At 62.0% G+C, this 16,308-nt stretch carries 18 protein-coding genes; 14 read left to right on the forward strand and 4 right to left on the reverse strand.

Annotated elements, in window-relative coordinates; genetic code table 11:
• Positions 1-165 precede the first annotated feature (165 nt).
• From AC1D1B_RS16975 to AC1D1B_RS16990, 4 genes are read left to right on the forward strand one after another with little or no spacing between them, the layout of a single operon-like run.
• Complete coding sequence (locus tag AC1D1B_RS16975; protein ID WP_477333633.1) at positions 166-900, forward strand: glycosyltransferase family 2 protein; 735 nt, start codon at positions 166-168, stop codon at positions 898-900.
• The gene (locus AC1D1B_RS16980) at positions 893-1,228 is read left to right on the forward strand and encodes a lipid-A-disaccharide synthase N-terminal domain-containing protein (protein ID WP_181057250.1); all 336 of its coding nucleotides are present in this window, start codon (positions 893-895) and stop codon (positions 1,226-1,228) included. Before AC1D1B_RS16975 ends, AC1D1B_RS16980 begins: the two co-directional genes overlap by 8 nt.
• 31 nt (positions 1,229-1,259) lie before the next feature.
• Positions 1,260-2,903, forward strand: coding sequence for an ArnT family glycosyltransferase (locus AC1D1B_RS16985; RefSeq protein ID WP_477333634.1), 1,644 nt, complete (start codon positions 1,260-1,262; stop codon positions 2,901-2,903).
• On the forward strand, positions 2,900-3,754 hold the full coding sequence (locus tag AC1D1B_RS16990; RefSeq protein WP_477333635.1) for a phosphatase PAP2 family protein: 855 nt from the start codon (positions 2,900-2,902) through the stop codon (positions 3,752-3,754). The genes AC1D1B_RS16985 and AC1D1B_RS16990 overlap by 4 nt, the downstream gene beginning before the upstream one ends.
• On the opposite strand, the gene AC1D1B_RS16995 is transcribed toward AC1D1B_RS16990, so the two are convergent.
• Together AC1D1B_RS16995 and AC1D1B_RS17000 are read right to left on the reverse strand one after the other, a co-directional pair.
• The gene (locus AC1D1B_RS16995; protein WP_477333636.1) at positions 3,748-4,404 is read right to left on the reverse strand and encodes an FMN-binding negative transcriptional regulator; all 657 of its coding nucleotides are present in this window, start codon (positions 4,402-4,404) and stop codon (positions 3,748-3,750) included. The two genes, AC1D1B_RS16990 and AC1D1B_RS16995, sit on opposite strands and share 7 nt — an antisense overlap.
• A 210-nt stretch (positions 4,405-4,614) precedes the next feature.
• A complete protein-coding gene (locus AC1D1B_RS17000; RefSeq protein ID WP_192253503.1) occupies positions 4,615-5,289 on the reverse strand; it encodes an alpha/beta hydrolase in 675 nt (224 codons plus the stop codon).
• Positions 5,290-5,529: 240 nt separating this feature from the next.
• On the opposite strand from AC1D1B_RS17000, the gene AC1D1B_RS17005 reads away from it, so the two are divergent.
• From AC1D1B_RS17005 to sufA, 8 genes are all read left to right on the forward strand, one after another.
• Positions 5,530-6,693 carry a cysteine desulfurase family protein gene (locus tag AC1D1B_RS17005; RefSeq protein ID WP_477333637.1) on the forward strand — a complete coding sequence of 388 codons (1,164 nt, stop codon included), beginning with the start codon at positions 5,530-5,532 and terminating at the stop codon, positions 6,691-6,693.
• 187 nt (positions 6,694-6,880) lie between these two features.
• A complete protein-coding gene (gene sufB / locus AC1D1B_RS17010) occupies positions 6,881-8,398 on the forward strand; it encodes a Fe-S cluster assembly protein SufB (protein WP_112561410.1) in 1,518 nt (505 codons plus the stop codon).
• 308 nt (positions 8,399-8,706) lie between these two features.
• Positions 8,707-8,868, forward strand: a complete 162-nt coding sequence (locus tag AC1D1B_RS17015) for a hypothetical protein (RefSeq protein ID WP_477333638.1) — start codon at positions 8,707-8,709, stop codon at positions 8,866-8,868.
• Positions 8,869-8,948: 80 nt separating this feature from the next.
• Positions 8,949-9,704, forward strand: a complete 756-nt coding sequence (sufC, locus tag AC1D1B_RS17020; RefSeq protein WP_477309260.1) for a Fe-S cluster assembly ATPase SufC — start codon at positions 8,949-8,951, stop codon at positions 9,702-9,704.
• A 40-nt stretch (positions 9,705-9,744) separates the two neighbouring features.
• Positions 9,745-11,013 (forward strand): Fe-S cluster assembly protein SufD, encoded by a 1,269-nt coding sequence (sufD, locus tag AC1D1B_RS17025; RefSeq protein WP_477333639.1) that lies wholly within the window; start codon positions 9,745-9,747, stop codon positions 11,011-11,013.
• Positions 11,014-11,120: 107 nt separating this feature from the next.
• Positions 11,121-12,362 carry a cysteine desulfurase gene (locus tag AC1D1B_RS17030; RefSeq protein ID WP_477333640.1) on the forward strand — a complete coding sequence of 414 codons (1,242 nt, stop codon included), beginning with the start codon at positions 11,121-11,123 and terminating at the stop codon, positions 12,360-12,362.
• A 5-nt stretch (positions 12,363-12,367) separates the two neighbouring features.
• Entirely contained in the window at positions 12,368-12,754 is a 387-nt protein-coding gene (locus tag AC1D1B_RS17035; RefSeq protein ID WP_477333641.1) for an SUF system Fe-S cluster assembly protein, read from the forward strand.
• 105 nt (positions 12,755-12,859) lie between these two features.
• Positions 12,860-13,240 (forward strand): Fe-S cluster assembly scaffold SufA, encoded by a 381-nt coding sequence (sufA, locus tag AC1D1B_RS17040; RefSeq protein ID WP_477317435.1) that lies wholly within the window; start codon positions 12,860-12,862, stop codon positions 13,238-13,240.
• Positions 13,241-13,277: 37 nt separating this feature from the next.
• Here the strand turns inward: sufA and AC1D1B_RS17045 are convergent, their stop codons facing one another.
• Positions 13,278-13,775, reverse strand: coding sequence for a GFA family protein (locus tag AC1D1B_RS17045; protein WP_477333642.1), 498 nt, complete (start codon positions 13,773-13,775; stop codon positions 13,278-13,280).
• A gap of 91 nt (positions 13,776-13,866) precedes the next feature.
• On the opposite strand from AC1D1B_RS17045, the gene AC1D1B_RS17050 reads away from it, so the two are divergent.
• The gene (locus AC1D1B_RS17050; RefSeq protein WP_477333643.1) at positions 13,867-14,190 is read left to right on the forward strand and encodes a TfoX/Sxy family protein; all 324 of its coding nucleotides are present in this window, start codon (positions 13,867-13,869) and stop codon (positions 14,188-14,190) included.
• A gap of 183 nt (positions 14,191-14,373) precedes the next feature.
• On the opposite strand, the gene AC1D1B_RS17055 is transcribed toward AC1D1B_RS17050, so the two are convergent.
• Complete coding sequence (locus tag AC1D1B_RS17055; protein ID WP_477333644.1) at positions 14,374-15,219, reverse strand: LysR family transcriptional regulator; 846 nt, start codon at positions 15,217-15,219, stop codon at positions 14,374-14,376.
• A 110-nt stretch (positions 15,220-15,329) separates the two neighbouring features.
• On the opposite strand from AC1D1B_RS17055, the gene AC1D1B_RS17060 reads away from it, so the two are divergent.
• A complete protein-coding gene (locus tag AC1D1B_RS17060; protein ID WP_477333645.1) occupies positions 15,330-16,304 on the forward strand; it encodes a quinone oxidoreductase family protein in 975 nt (324 codons plus the stop codon).
• The last annotated feature ends 4 nt before the right edge of the window (positions 16,305-16,308 follow it).

Here is a 16,308-nt window from a genome sequence, read left to right on the forward strand (position 1 = left end):
CGCACGGACTGCGTATGCTGCACTGCCGCGCGAGCTTGCTTCATCGTGCCGGCTGGCGTAATGAGGCGCCGCGCCAACGGGTTCTTGCAGCCTTCGATCCGCTGGAACGGCACCGCACGGCATCCACCAAAATGCCATATCCTGTGACAGAGCCCGACGCGACATATGCCGGACGCATTGATATCCATCGTCATTCCCTGCCGCAACGAGGCGGCGAACCTGCCGCTTCTGATCGACGAGATCGAGGCCGCGATGACCGGCCGCGACTTCGAAATCATCATCGTCAATGACGGTTCGACCGACGACACGGCTTCGGTGCTTGCCGCCGAGGCGGCCAAACGCCCGTTTCCGCTTCGTCACCTGCGCCATGAGAAATCCGCCGGCCAGTCGCTTTCGGTGCGCTCCGGCGCATGGGCGGCGCGGGGCGCCATCGTCGCCACCATCGATGGCGACGGCCAGAACGATCCGCAATATATCCCCGTGCTGGTCGATGCGCTGCGTCAAGCAGGGCCTGATTTCGGCGCCGCGCAAGGGCAGCGGCTGAAGCGCCGCGACAGCAAGATCAAGCAATTGGCGTCACGCTTCGCCAACTGGCTGCGTGGCGCGATCCTGCATGACGACACCCGCGACACCGGTTGCGGCCTGAAGGCGATCCACACCGATATCCTGCGCAAACTGCCGTTCTTCGACGGCACGCATCGTTTTGTCCCGGCGCTGGTCATCCAGGAAGGCTACCGCGTCGTGCACTGCGACGTCGTCGACCGCTCACGCCGCCACGGCAAGTCGAATTACGGCATCTTCGACCGCGGCCTGCAAGGCGCACTCGATCTTGCCGGCGTCTGGTGGCTTCGGCGCAGGCGCCGCAGAATGCCAAAGGTAGAGGAAATCACGCATGGCTAACGTGTTCCAGGAACTGGCGACCTGGCTGCATCAGGTTTTCATCAAGCAGTTCGACGCCTGGATCCTGCTCGGCTTCGTCGCCCAGTTCTTCTTCACCATGCGCTTCGTCGTGCAGTGGCTTGCCTCGGAAAAAGCTAAGCGCAGCGTCGTGCCGGTCGCCTTCTGGTTCTTTTCCCTGTTCGGCGGCGGCCTGCTGCTGATCTATGCGATCGTGCGTCAGGATCCGGTGTTCATCGCCGGCCAGGCCATGGGCATGCTGATCTATATCAGGAACCTCTGGCTCATCGCCAATGAGCGCAAGGCGGCGGCGATGACCAAGGTCGACTAGGAAGTCTCGAAGGCAGGATCCGGTGGTCGCAATGAACAGGAATTATGTCCTGCTTTTCCTGTTCAGCCTGCTGCTGACTGCCAGCGGGCTGGCTTCGCTGCCGCCGATCGACCGCGATGAATCGCGTTTCGTCCAGGCCACCAAGCAGATGGTCGAAACCGGCGATTATGTCGACATCCGCTTCCAGGACATGTCACGCTACCAGAAGCCGGTCGGCATCTATTGGCTGCAATCGGCGGCCGTGGCGCTGAGCGGCGAGGGGGCCGGGGCGCCGATCTGGGTCTATCGCCTGGTCTCGGCGCTGGGCATCGCTATTGCCGTCGTGGCGATTGCCTGGACAGGCACCAGTCTTTTCGGCGCCAATGCCGGCCTCGCGGCCGGACTGATCATGGCAGCGATCTTCGCCACCGCCTTCGAAGGCCGCGACGCCAAGACCGACGCCATGCTTCTGGCCTGCTGCGTTGCGGCGCAAGGCGCCCTGGCGCGGATCTACACGGCGTCGCGCCGCAACGAACCGATTGCCGGCCATTTCTGGTGGATATTCTGGGTGGCGCAAGGCATTGCGATCCTGATCAAGGGACCGATCGCGCCTCTGTTGTCGGTGCTGACGGTTGCCGCGCTGTTTGCCTTCGAGCGCGATGGGCGCTGGCTGAAAAACCTGAAGTTCGGCCGCGGCCTTCTGATTGTGCTGTTGATCGCGCTGCCCTGGCTCGCGCTGATCACCTGGAAGAGCCATGGCGCCTTCCTGCAGCAAGCGGTCGGCAAGGACATGCTGGGCAAGGTGGCCTCAGGGGAGGAATCGCACGGCATTCCACCCGGCTTCTATGTGCTGACCTATTCGCTGTTCATGTGGCCGTTCGGGCTGATCGCCGTCGGCGCCGGGCTGCAGGCGCTCAACCGCTTGCGTGACGATCCGCGCCTGCGCTTTTGCCTTGCCTGGTATATCCCGTTCTGGCTGGTGTTCGAGCTGATCCCGACCAAGCTGCCGCATTATGTGCTGCCGGCCTATCCCGGCATGGCGTTGCTGGTCGGCTGGCTTCTGACCCTGCAGCCGGAGGACGCGAATGCGCCGCTCAAGCGCTGGCAGTCATGGCTTTGGTGGTCGACCGCCTTCGGTCTCGGCCTGGTCAGCATCGGCCTGGCCGTTGTCTCGGTTGGCGCGCCGATCTATCTCGCCAAGGTATTCTCCTGGTGGAGCATTCCGGCCGCACTTGCAGCACTTGTCACCGGCTATCTCGCCTTCCCCCGCCGTTTGCAGGTGCCGCTCCCCCGCATCGGCGCGATCGCGGCCGGCGCCGGCATCACCCTTGGCTTGCTGTTCGGGATAATTGCCCCGTCGCTGAAGCCGATCTGGCTGAGCCCGGCGATCAAGGCCGCGGTCGACGCGAACCGTCCCTGCGACACGACCGTGCTTGCCTCGGCGCCGTATCACGAACCGAGCCTTGTCTTTCTGGTCGGGACCAAGACAATCCTGACCGATGTTGACGGCGTCGCCGTACACCTGCTCGGCGATCCGGCCTGCGCGCTCGGGCTGGCGCCTGTCGCCGACGAGAAGAAGCTGAACGACACGCTGGCCGCGCAAGGCAAGACGGCGAGCCGTCTCGCCGAGATCGACGGCCTCAATTATTCCTCGGGCGACAGACTATCGCTTGGCCTCTACCGGGTGGCCAGGTGAAAACGCGCGTGACGCCGTCCGTGGTGTTCCGCCGGTCGCGCGACAATTTCCTTGATACGATGCGCATCGTCGGCAGGCGCTTTGCCGCGCGCAAAGCCTACTATCCCCACATTGCCTGGCCGGTCTGGGTCGTGGCCTGGATCCTGCTTGCAGCTGCCGCCTTCGTTCACCTCGACCGGGCGGCAGGCGTCCTCTGGGGAGAATGGCCGCCTCGTCTTGCCAGGTTTACTGAGTTTTTCACCGTTTTTGGCCTCGGCGGCTGGTATCTGATCCCAGCGGCTGCCTGTCTCGTCGCCGCCAATCTGACGGATTGGAGAAACCTTTCCAGACGAACGCGGATGCTGGTCTACAACTGGACCTGCTTTGCCTTCCTTGTGCTTGGCGGGGTTGGCCTGTCGGGCCTTGCGGTCAATGTGCTGAAATACGGCATCGGCCGGGCGCGGCCGCTCTATTTTGACAATTTCGGCGTGCTGTCCCTGCATCCATTCGCCATGAATGCCCGCTTTGCCGCTTTTCCATCCGGCCACGCTACCACTATGGGCGCCGTGTTCGGCATCGCTCTGCTGCTGTTTCCAAAGCGCTGGTACGTCGCACTGGCGATCACCGCCTGCATCGCCTCCACCCGGGTGTTCGTCGGCGCGCATTACCCAAGCGACGCGGTCGCCGGTTTCGGCCTCGGCTGCGCCGTCGCGATCCTGTGCGGGCTTATCCTTGCGCGGCTCGGCTTCATCTTCCGCCGGACATCGGCCGGCCTGCCTATGCGCAAGACGACCTTTCGGTTGGCAGGCGGTCCACCGAACGGCCGACCGGTTCAAAGCCGCATCGCTGCGGACCGGCCAGCAAACTACTGAGGCTCAAGCCCGCCATAGGATCGAACCAGCCCGGCCATGTCCGGCGCGCTTGCGCTCGGCACTTCGCTTTCCAGCCCTTCCGCGACACCGACACGATCGGCGACAGGCCGGTTCTGGCTGACCTTCCACTTGCCGCTGATCTCGGCGATCTCGATCTCTAGCCCAATAATGCCCTTGATCTGCGACTGGATGTAGGTTGGCGGCGCATCGGTCACCGCCCAGGGTGTCTCACGGGCGCCTTCCTGCGACAGCGTCAGATCGGAAATCTGCTGCGCTATCCACTCCGCATCGTCGATCACTCTGACCATCCCGCGCACCTGGACGATGGCATAGTTCCAGGTCGGCACGACCTTGCCGGTCTCGCGCTTGGTCTCATACCAGGACGGCGTCACATAGGCGTCGGCGCCCTGGAACACGACCAGCACGGGCGATGCCGGATTGTCGGCCAGCAGGCGCCATTGAGGGTTGGCCTTGGCCAGGTGCGCGCGCAGCTTGCCGTTCGGCCCCGCGTCGGCGTCGAGCAAGAACGGAATGGCGTTGGCGATGGGGCCGTCCTGTCCGTTTGAAATCAGCAGGCCAAGCGGGTGCGAGCGGATAAGGCCGTGCAGGACGTCCTGGCGCGTCTCTATGAAATGAGGAGGTTGGTACATGATCGGTCACGCCTTCTTCGGCTTCCAGAACCCGGCATTCTGCACCGTCCAGCCAGGCTGCGCCACATGTCAGGCGTGCCAGATCATATGGATCAGCGGGACGGCATTCGCGCCCGTCACGGGCACGAATGCGCGATGCCGGATCCGGAGTTCTCTGTTTTGACGCAATTCCGGACGGAAAACCGTTTTACACTTTTCCTGGAATTGCTCCTAGCGCAGCCGCTTCGGCCTCGGGTCGGACAATTCGCCGGCTAGCCGGCGGTCGAGATAGTCGGCGCATTCCTCGAGCAGCAGCTCGGAATCGTTGGCGAAGAAATGGTTGGCGCCGGGCAAGGTCTTCTGGGTGATGGTGATGCCCTTTTGCGTGTGCAGCTTGTCGACCAGGCCTTGCACGTCCTTGGGCGGCGCCACCTTGTCGGCGTCGCCATGGATGATCAGGCCCGATGACGGGCAGGGCGCCAGGAACGAGAAATCATAGGTGTTGGGCTGCGGCGCGATCGAGATGAAGCCTTCGATCTCGGGGCGGCGCATCAGAAGCTGCATGCCGATCCATGAGCCGAAGGAATAGCCGGCGACCCAGCAGCTCTTGGAATCCGGATGCAGCGACTGCACCCAGTCCAACGCCGCGGCCGCATCCGACAATTCGCCGGTGCCGTGGTCGAATTCGCCCTGGCTGCGGCCGATGCCGCGGAAATTGAAGCGCAGCGTGGTGAAATCGCGCTTCTGGAACATGTAGAAGAGGTCATAGACGATCTTGTTGTTCATCGTGCCGCCGAACTGCGGATGCGGGTGCAACACGATGGCAATCGGCGCGCTCTTTTCCTTGGAAGGCTGGTAGCGACCCTCCAGGCGGCCGGCCGGACCGGTGAAAATGACCTCAGGCATAAAATACTCCACGTGGCATACGAATGCGCGGCGCCCGGAACAACTCTTTCCTCTGGCCTTGACGCAGGGCGAGCGTCTTCTTAGAAGCTAGTTTAGAATTGTTCAAAACTGGATAGCCAGCCGTGACGGCTCGGCTATCCCCGCCGCAAGCCGCGTAAATAGGACGTCTTGCCTTGCAATTTCAAGGAAATAACGCGCTATCCCTGCGGAATGGGTTTTGACGGGATCGATTGAGTGAAAATGGCCGCAGCACGCGCCTATCTCGACTACAATGCCAGCGCGCCGCTCACCGCAGAGGCACGTGAGGCGACGATTGCCGCGCTCGATCTTGTCGCCAATCCTTCATCAGTGCATGCCGAGGGACGCACGGCGCGCAGGCTAATCGATGCTGCCCGGCGCGACGTGGCCGCGTTGGTTGGCGCCAAGGCCGAACATGTGGTGTTCACCTCCGGCGCGACCGAGGCCGCCTCGACGCTTTTGACGCCGGATTGGCAGATGGGCCGTGGCACTGTGCGCATGAGCCGGCTCTATGTCTGCGAAGCCGATCATCCTTGCCTGCTCAATGGCGGCCGTTTTCCTGCGTCTCAGGTTTCGCGGATCGGTGTCGATGCCAACGGCATCGCCGATCTCGCTCAACTGATGGCGGCTCTGGCCGCGCATGACAAGGCCGAGGGCCTGCCGCTGGTCGCCATCCATGCCGCCAACAACGAGACCGGCGTCATCCAGCCGATTGATCGCATCGCTGCAATCGTCAAGGCGGCGGGCGGCATTCTGGTTGTCGATGCGGTGCAGGCTGCAGGCCGTGTTTCCATCGATATGTCAGCGCCTTGCGCCGACTATTTGATTCTGTCTTCGCACAAGATCGGCGGCCCCAAGGGCGTCGGCGCCATCATTGCGGCAGCCGATCTGATGATGCCGAAGCCGCTGATCAATGGCGGCGGCCAGGAAAAGGGCCATCGCGGCGGCACCGAAAACCTGGCGGCCATCGCCGGTTTTGGCGCAGCTGCGCGGCAGGCTCTAGTTGCATTGAATCATGTCGATGCGCTCGCCCATCGCCGCGGTGAAGTCGAAACCATCATCAAAACCCTGGTGCCGGACGCAGAAATCTTCGGAACCGGCGCGCCAAGGCTTGCCAATACGACATTCTTCGCTATTCCCGGCATCAAGGCCGAGACGGCGCAGATCGCTTTCGATCTGGCCGGCGTCGCGCTGTCGGCGGGATCGGCCTGTTCGTCGGGCAAGGTCGGGCCGAGCCATGTGCTGAAGGCCATGGGTTATGGTGACAGCCTCGGCGCTTTGCGCGTGTCCATCGGCCACGCGACGAGTGCTGCTGATATCGACCTGTTTCGTACTGCGCTGGCGGGTATCGCCCAGCGCCGGGCGGGCAGGGAACAAGCCGCCTGAGGCGGCGAAAAGAAATTCAGGCCTTGCGGCCTGGTAGAGCCGTGCGTTTGCAAGTGGCCGGGTGAATTCCCGGCCGAGACGCACTATATGGAACTTACGCCGCCTTCGGCGCCCAATGGGCAGCCCTCGGCGATGCCATAGTTTGAAAACTGTCGGGCCTTGACCCCGGCGTGGATGGAGAACGCTTATGCCTGCTGTGCAGGACACGATCGATCGGGTCCGAAAGATCGACGTCGACCAGTACAAATACGGATTCCAGACAGAGATCGCGATGGACAAGGCCCCCAAGGGGCTGAGCGAAGACATTATTCGCTTCATCTCGGCCAAGAAGGATGAGCCGTCCTGGATGCTGGAATGGCGTCTGGAAGCCTATCGGCGTTGGCTGACGCTGGAAGAGCCGACCTGGGCGCGCGTCCACTACCCCAAGATCGATTTTCAGGACCTCTATTACTATGCGGCGCCCAAGAGCACGCCCGGCCCGACGTCGCTGAGCGACGTCGATCCAGAGCTGCTGAAGGTCTACGAGAAGCTCGGCATTCCGCTCAGGGAACAGGAAATCCTGGCCGGCGTGCAGAAGACAGACGCGTCCGAGCTCGAGGAGCCCAGCGACAATGTCTACAAGTCGGGCCGTGTCGCGGTCGACGCGGTGTTCGATTCCGTCTCCGTCGTCACCACCTTCAAGAAAGAGCTGGCGCAGGCCGGCGTGATCTTCTGCTCGATCTCGGAAGCCATCCGCGAGCACCCGGAATTGGTGCAAAAGTATCTCGGCTCGGTCGTGCCGACCTCCGACAATTTCTACGCCACGCTGAATTCGGCCGTGTTCACCGACGGTTCCTTCGTTTTCGTGCCCAAGGGCGTGCGCTGCCCGATGGAGCTGTCGACCTATTTCCGCATGAACGAGAAGAACACCGGCCAGTTCGAGCGCACGCTGATCATCGCCGAGGAGGGGGCTTACGTCTCCTATCTCGAAGGCTGCACGGCGCCGCAGCGCGACGAGAACCAGCTGCATGCCGCTGTCGTCGAACTGGTGGCGCTCGACGATGCCGAGATCAAGTATTCGACCGTGCAGAACTGGTACCCCGGCGACGCCGAGGGCAAGGGCGGCATCTACAATTTCGTCACCAAGCGCGGCGACTGCCGTGGCGACCGTTCGAAAATCTCGTGGACGCAGGTCGAGACCGGCTCGGCCATCACCTGGAAGTATCCGAGCTGCATCCTGCGCGGCGACGATTCCTCGGGCGAATTCTATTCGATCGCTGTGTCGAACGGCTATCAGCAGGTCGATAGCGGCACCAAGATGATCCATCTCGGCAAGAACACGTCGAGCCGCATCATCTCCAAGGGTATCGCCGCCGGCTTCTCGCAGAACACCTATCGCGGCCAGGTTTCGGCGCACCGCAAGGCGACCAACGCCCGCAACTTCACCAATTGCGACTCGCTCCTGATCGGCGACCAGTGCGGCGCGCACACCGTGCCCTACATGGAAGCCAAGAACTCGACGGCGCAGTTCGAGCATGAAGCGACGACGTCGAAGATTTCAGAAGACCAGAAATTCTACGTCATGCAGCGCGGCATTCCTGAAGAGGAAGCGATCGCACTGATCGTCAACGGCTTCGTCAAGGATGTCATTCAGCAGCTGCCGATGGAGTTCGCGGTCGAAGCGCAGAAGCTGATCGGTATCAGCCTTGAGGGCAGCGTGGGGTGACAAAGGCGCGCAAACGCAACTCTGGAGGAGAGCACGTCTATCTGCGGGATCGGATGGACAGATGGTCTGACGGTCCAGAGCTTGTGTTTTTGTTATGTGCTGTGGGCATTGCGCTGCTAGTCGCGGCCTATTCGCCGGATGGATTTTGGCAGGGGCTTTGGGAAGCCCTAATGCAGTTGTTGAATTACCGGGCGTAGCCGTTCGGACAGTCAATACGATGGACACAGGAAGGATAGCGACCCCTCAAGCGTTCAGGATCGTGCGCAAAGCACGGAATGAAACTGGACGTTTGAAAGGAAGTTGAAGTGATGGATACGGTTCCGATCGTTTTTTACGCTTTGGTGTGCGGCGCGCTTTGCGCGGTCGCGCCCTCTATTCAGTCGACGCCGCGCCGGATGGCGGCGGGCGCCGTGACCGGGCTGGTTTCGGCAATTGTGCTGCCGTTTCTGCGCGGCATGTTTGGTACGTAAGCAGATCGTGGATGTCGGTCCGTTGACGGGATCGACATCCGGTTTCTGCTGGAAGCAATGACTAGGTGAAAGAACAAGAAATGCTCGAAATCAGAAACCTGCATGCCCGCATCGTCGATGACGGCACAGAGATTATCCGCGGCCTGAACCTGACGGTGAAAGCCGGCGAGGTTGCCGCCATCATGGGCCCGAACGGCTCGGGCAAGTCGACGCTGTCCTACATCCTCGCCGGTCGCGAGGATTACGAGGTCACCGAAGGCGACATCCTCTATAACGGCCAGTCGATCCTCGAAATGGATCCGGCCGAACGCGCCACAGCCGGCATTTTCCTCGCCTTCCAGTATCCGATGGAAATACCGGGCGTCGCGACCATGGAATTCCTCAAAGTGGCGATGAACGAGCAGCGCAAGGCGCGCGGCGAGGAGCCGCTGAAGATCCCCGAATTCCTGAAGCGGGTGAAGGAGGCGGCAGCCTCGCTCAACATGGACATGGCGATGCTGAAGCGGCCGCTCAATGTCGGCTTTTCCGGCGGCGAGAAGAAGCGCGCCGAGATTCTGCAGATGAAGCTCTTGGAGCCGAAACTCTGCGTGCTCGACGAGACCGATTCCGGCCTCGACATCGACGCGCTGAAGATTGTCTCGGACGGCGTCAACGCGCTGCGCTCGCCCGACCGCGCCATCATCGTCATCACCCACTACCAGCGCCTGCTCGAGCACATCGTGCCCGACAGCGTGCACGTGCTCTACAAGGGCCAGGTGATCAAGTCCGGCGACAAGTCGCTGGCGCTCGATCTCGAAGCCAATGGCTATGCCGGCGTGATCGGCGAAGCCGCGTGAGATGCCAGGTCATTTTGTACCAAAAGACAGGGCCAAGCTGATGAACATGCACTCGACACCCCAGCGCACGCAGGCCGAAACGGCGTTGATCGACGCCTTTGGCGAGCGGCTGTCGCTGCTGCCCGGCGACGGCGCGGTGATGCTGAAGCGCGACGACGCCATCGAGGCGATCAAGCACGGTCTGCCGACCCGGCGCATCGAATCCTGGCACTATACGGATCTGCGCCGCCTGCTGACGTTGGTGCCGGCATTCGATTCCACGGCCGCCACCAAGGCACTCGCGCCCATCGTCGAAGGCTCCGCTGTCCTGGCCGTTCTGAACGGCGTTTCGAGCGCGAAATTCCCTGCGATCGAGGGCGTGTCCGTCCAACGCTTGTCGGAAAAGCTGACCGACGGCAGCCTGGCGCCCGGCCTCGACCCCTATGGCAGCGATGACGCCATCGGCGCGCTGAACACCGCCTTTGTCGCCGACGGCTATTTCGTCGACATCGCCGACGGCGCCGCTCTGGAAAAGCCGATCGAATTGCAGAACCTGCAGGCCGGCGGCCAGGCGCATGTGCGCTTTCCCGTGCGCGTCGGCGCTGGTGCCAAAGCCGCTATCGTCGAGCGTCAGGCAGGCGAGGGCGCGGCACTTGGCAGTTCGGTCAGCCAGTTGGTGCTGGGCGAGGGTGCTGATGTGACCTGGCTGATCGTGCAGGAACAGCCGGAAACAGCCACCCATCTGGCGCAGTTCAAGGCGCATCTCGGCAAGAATTCGAAGCTGACCGTGTTCTTCATGAATGCCGGCGGCAAGCTTGTACGCCAGGAGATCGTGGTCAGGACCACAGGCGAAGGCGCCGACTTCAAATTGCGCGGCATCAATCTTCTGGCCGGCGACACCCATACCGATGTGACCATGGTGCTCGACCACGCCGTGCCGCACACGACCTCGACGGAAGTGATCCGCAATGTCGTGACCGGCAAGGCGCGCGGTGTCTTCCAGGGCCGCATCAACGTCCATCAATACGCGCAGAAGACCAACGCCAAGATGGCCTGCAACACGCTGCTTCTGTCCGATGATGGCGAGTTCTCGACCAAGCCGGAGCTGGAAATCTTTGCCGACGACGTCATCTGCGGCCACGGCGCGACCGTTACCGAGATCGACCACAACCATCTGTTCTATCTGATGGCACGCGGCATCGACGAGAAGAGCGCCCGCGGCCTGCTGGTCAAGGCGTTCGTAGCCGAAGTGATCGAGGAACTGGACGACGAAGCAATCGTCGAAGCCCTGGAGACACGGCTCGATGATTGGTTTGTTGCGCACGGGTAAGCGCCTCTTTCCCTTCTCCCCTTGTGGGAGAAGGTGGATCGGCGCGCAGCGCCGAGACGGATGAGGGGTGCGTGACGAAGTGAGGCGGTGCCTCAAGAGAGCTTGTAATGGACCAGAAAGTCGAAAACACCCCCTATGACGTCGAGGCGATCCGCCGCGACTTCCCGATTCTGTCGCGCGAAGTCTACGGCAAACCGCTCGTCTATCTCGACAATGGCGCCTCGGCACAGAAGCCGCAGGTGGTGCTGGATACGATCCAGCACGCCTATTCCCAGGAATACGCCAACGTCCATCGCGGCCTGCATTTCCTCTCCAATGCCGCAACCGACGCCTATGAGAAAGCGCGTGAAACGGTGCGCCGCTTCCTCAACGCGCCGAGCACCGACAACATCGTCTTCACCTCGAACACGACTGCGGCAATCAACACCGTCGCCTACGGCTATGGCATGCCCAATATCGGTCAGGGCGATGAGATCGTGCTGTCGATCATGGAGCACCACTCCAACATCGTGCCCTGGCATTTCATCCGCGAGCGGCAGGGCGCCAAGCTGGTCTGGGTGCCGGTCGACGATCTCGGCGTCTTCCACATCGAGGAATTCGAAAAGCGGCTGACGGACCGCACCAAGCTGGTCGCCATCACCCAGATGTCGAATGCGCTGGGCACGGTGACGCCGATCAAGGAGATCGTGCGCATCGCCCATGCCCGCGGCATCCCGGTGCTTGTCGATGGCAGCCAGAGCGCCGTGCACATGCCGATCGACGTTCAGGACCTTGACTGCGACTTCTTCGTCTTCACCGGCCACAAGGTCTACGGGCCCTCCGGCATTGGCGTGCTCTACGGCAAGAAGGACATTCTCTCGGGCATGCGCCCCTTCATGGGCGGCGGCGAGATGATCGAGGAGGTGACGGAAGATATCGTCACCTACAACGAGCCGCCGCACCGTTTCGAGGCCGGCACGCCGCCGATCGTCCAGGCGATCGGCCTGGGTGCGGCACTTGAATACATGGAAAAAATCGGCCGCGAGCGCATCGCCGCCCACGAGGCCGATCTCAAGACCTATGCGCATGAGCGGCTGCGCGCCATAAACTCGCTGCGCATATTCGGCGACGCACCAGGCAAGGGCGCCATCATCTCGTTCGAATTGCAGGGTATTCACGCCCATGACGTGTCGATGGTGATAGACAGGCAAGGCGTCGCGGTGCGCGCCGGCACCCATTGTGCCCAGCCGCTGTTGAAACGCTTTGGCGTAACCTCCACATGCAGGGCATCGTTCGGCATGTATAATACCAGGGCCGAAGTCGACGCTTTGGCCGAAGCGCTTGAGAAAGCGCGCAAGTTCTTTGGATGATGACCATGGATGATGCGAGCCACACCACCGCGCCGGAAGCAGCCATCAATCCGTTGGTGTCCGCCTCGGCCATTCCCGCTGACGAACTGGCACGGCTGACCGACGACATCGTCTCGGCGCTGAAGACGGTCTACGACCCGGAAATCCCGGCCGACATTTACGAGCTCGGCCTGATCTACAAGATCGACATCGAAGACGACCGCTCGGTCAAGATTGACATGACGCTGACCGCGCCCGGCTGCCCGGTTGCCGGCGAAATGCCGGGCTGGGTGGAAAACGCTGTCGGCGCCGTCGAAGGCGTGTCCGGCGTCGAGGTCAACATGACCTTCGACCCGCCCTGGTCCCCCGACCGCATGTCGGAAGAGGCGCAGGTGGCTGTGGGTTGGTACTAGGCTGGTAGAGGCTGGCGTACTTGCGCCAGTGGTAAAACTTCACCATTTTAGGTGAGGAATCATTCGGCAGGCCTTGAACCTGCATGGAATGGAAGAGGAAAAAGAATGGGACGCTTCGCCGTCATCACGATGACCGAAAAGGCCGCCGACCGGGTGCGCGAGATCGTTGCCACCCGCGACAACGCGCATGGCATTCGCCTCGGCATCAAGAAGGGCGGCTGCGCCGGCATGGAATACACGGTCGATCTGGTGACCGAGCCGAACACCAAGGACGACCATATCGAGCGCGACGGCGCCCATGTCTATGTGGCGCCTGAGGCTGCCCTTTTCCTGTTTGGCACGCAGATGGATTTCGAGCAGACGACGCTGCGCACCGGCTTCACTTTCCACAACCCGAACCAGAGTTCGGCCTGCGGCTGCGGCGAATCGGTCGAGCTGAAGCCGGCGGATTTGAAGGCTTTGGCCGAGGCACGCGAGTCGGCTTGAGGCCTCTTCCTTCGCCCCGTTCACGGGGAGAAGAAGGCTACTTCACCCACATCCCCGTCCGCTTGTGCCAGTCGGCGATCGATTCCTCGGGATAGACGTCGAAGACCTTATCTTGTCTGCCGATCACTGGCTCGACCCAGCTCGCCTTGTATTTCAGCATCAGATGCACCTTTTCCGGCGGCGTCGGCAGCTCGCTGTCGATCGCCGAGGCGAAGGGGTGCACCAGATCCGGCCATGTCGGGTCGTAGAGCCACAGCGCCGAGCCGCATTTCTTGCAGAAATTGCGCTCGCCCGACGAGATCTCGCACAGTGGGTGTTCGTCGTCCTCGATCTCGGCCTGGTAGACGCCGAGGCTGCGCTTTCCCTTGATCTTCAGCGTCTTGTAGTCGGCGCCGAGATTGATGGCGAAACCGCCGCCGCCCTGCTGCTTGCGGCATATCGAGCAGTAGCACAGCATGAACGGCACCGGCGTGTGGCTTTCCACCTCGAAGCGGACGGCATCGCAGCGGCAGGATCCTTTGAGGAGAAGCGGCATGAAAGCACTCCGACGAATTTCGTTCTCAACCTGTCAGCATGGTCTTGGTTGCGGCGATGACAAGGCCGAATCCCGGTGACATGATCGCGGCATGGATAATGAACGCATAGAAGAACTTTTCGAAAGCCTGGGCCCGGTCAGCATCCGAAAACTGTTCGGTGGCAAGGGCATCTATTGCGACGGCGTCATCGTCGCCATCGTGCTGCGTGGCGAGTTGAAGCTGAAGGCCGATGGAGAAAGCGCGCCCGATTTCGAAGCCGCCGGCTGCCAGCAATGGACCTATACCGGTTCGCGACACGGCAAGCTGGTCGCCATGCCCTACTGGAGCATTCCGGACAGCGCTTTCGACGATCCCGACGAGATGGCGGTCTGGGCACGGCGGGCCTACGAGGCGGGAAGGCGGGCTGGCAAGTAGGGCCCAGACTAGCGTGTCAACAACGCCTTTCCGCCGATACCAGCGTTCTACATCCCCTTCGTCCCTTACCGGCCTCTCTCGACGTTCGACAAGTGCTTGCAACTACTTGCAAAAAGAGACGTTTTTGGACGGAAACTAGCTAGCCAACCGGAAACTCGCGAGCCGCCTGCGAAGTCTGCCAAATCACCGCAGACACTGGGTGATGGCTATGAGATGGTCAATGACGACACGAATGCGGGCGGAACGGCCGATGTCGGGATGATAGATGAGCCACATTTCGCGTGTGGCCTCCTCGCTCTCGGCTACGCAACGCAGATCTTTTGCCTCCTCAACCAGCAGATGGGGCAGCGCCGCCAGCCCCATCCCGGCCCGGGTGGCCGAAATCAACGACACCAGATCGTTGGTTAGCATTCCAACCGGTCGCCCTTGCGTGATTTTGCGCAGCCAGCGCTGCTGCGGCGAGGCTTCAAGCGCTTCATCATAGGCGAGGAAGCCCCGATCCTCCTCAGCGACCTCGTCCAGATAGGTGCACGCACCATAGATTCCATAACGCAGACGTCCCAATTTTCGTGCCTTCAAGGCTCCGTTCGTTGGCCGTGAGAGCCGCAACGCGATGTCGGCCTCACGCCGCGCCAGGCTTGCGGCGGCGGTGGCACCGATCACGTCGAGGACAAGACCTGGATGATCCCTCATCAGGGTGGCAAGCCGCGGGACCAGCCAGAGGCTCGCGAAGGCAGGCGGTGCACTGATCCTCACCCGACCTTCGATCGCTGCTTCGCCACCTTGAAGGCGCTGAATTGAGAAAACGGCCTCTTCGAGCACACCCACGCGCTCGGCAATGCGCTCGCCTTCCGCGGTGAGCACATAACCGCGTGGCAGGCGATCGAACAGCTTCATGTTGAGCGCCCGCTCAAGGCTGTCGATCCGCCTTGCAACTGTCGAGTGGTCGATGCGAAGCCGGCGGGCGGTCGCCGAAAGATTGCCTTGGCGCACCAGCTCGGCAAAGAAGCGAAGGTCGTCCCAATCCATATGCGAATTTTTGCCCATATGCGAATTTTTGCACAGAATCTGCGCACGGATAAGGAATTTTCGGGCGGAGAGACTGCGCGCCTAATGGGTCACCTTACAGGAGATCAATCATGACCCTCAGCATTGCCATGACCGCCATCGGCGGCGTCGAGGTTCTCAAGCCGCTACGCGCGGATCTTCCGCCACCATCTGCGGGCGAGGTTCGGCTGCGCCAGACCGCGATCGGCGTTAACTTCGTCGACATCTACCAGCGCATGGGCCTCTACCCCGTGCCTGCCATGCCCGTCGTTCTCGGCGTGGAGGGCGCCGGCGTTGTGGAAGCCGTCGGGACCGATGTGAAGATGCTTCGCGGGGGAGATCGTGTCGCTTATGCAGGCCTGCCGCTGGGCGGCTATGCGGAGGCCCGCAACTTGCCAGCGAACAGGCTGGTGCGCATTCCCGACGGCATCGACGACCATATCGCGGCGGCGGCCATGTTGCGCGGCGTGACCGCACACATGTTGCTCTATCGCGTTTGCCCGGTGCGGTCGGGTATGGTGGTGCTGGTGCATGCCGCCGCAGGTGGATTGGGATTAATTCTGACTCAATGGGCAAAGCGTCTCGGCGCAACAGTGATCGGCACGGTCGGCTCGCACGAAAAGGCCGAACTCGCGGTGAGCCATGGTCTCGATCACGCGCTCCTTTATCGCGAAACCGATTTCGTCGCCCAGGTGCGGCGTCTGACCGATGGCGCCGGCGTCGATGTGGCCTACGATGGCGTGGGCGGCGAAACGCTGACACGCACGCTCGATGCCATGAAGCCTTTCGGAATGATCGCGAGCGTCGGCCAGGCCAGCGGAACGCTGCCCGCGATCGCACTTGGCGAGTTGGGACCCCGACGGTCGGTGTCGATTGCACGGCCCAGTTCGTTTGCCTATGCCAACGACCCTAAATCCTACGCTCTCGCCACGACGGGCCTATTCGAGGAGCTTGGACGAGGGCTGAAGATCAAGATCGGCATCGAGTTCCCGCTCGTCGAAGCGGCCAAGGCCCAAGCGCAGCTCGAGATGGGTGCGACCGTCGGCTCGATCCTGCTGAGACCGTGAACCA

It is taken from the genome of Mesorhizobium sp. P2_C5_2 (assembly GCF_056404535.1).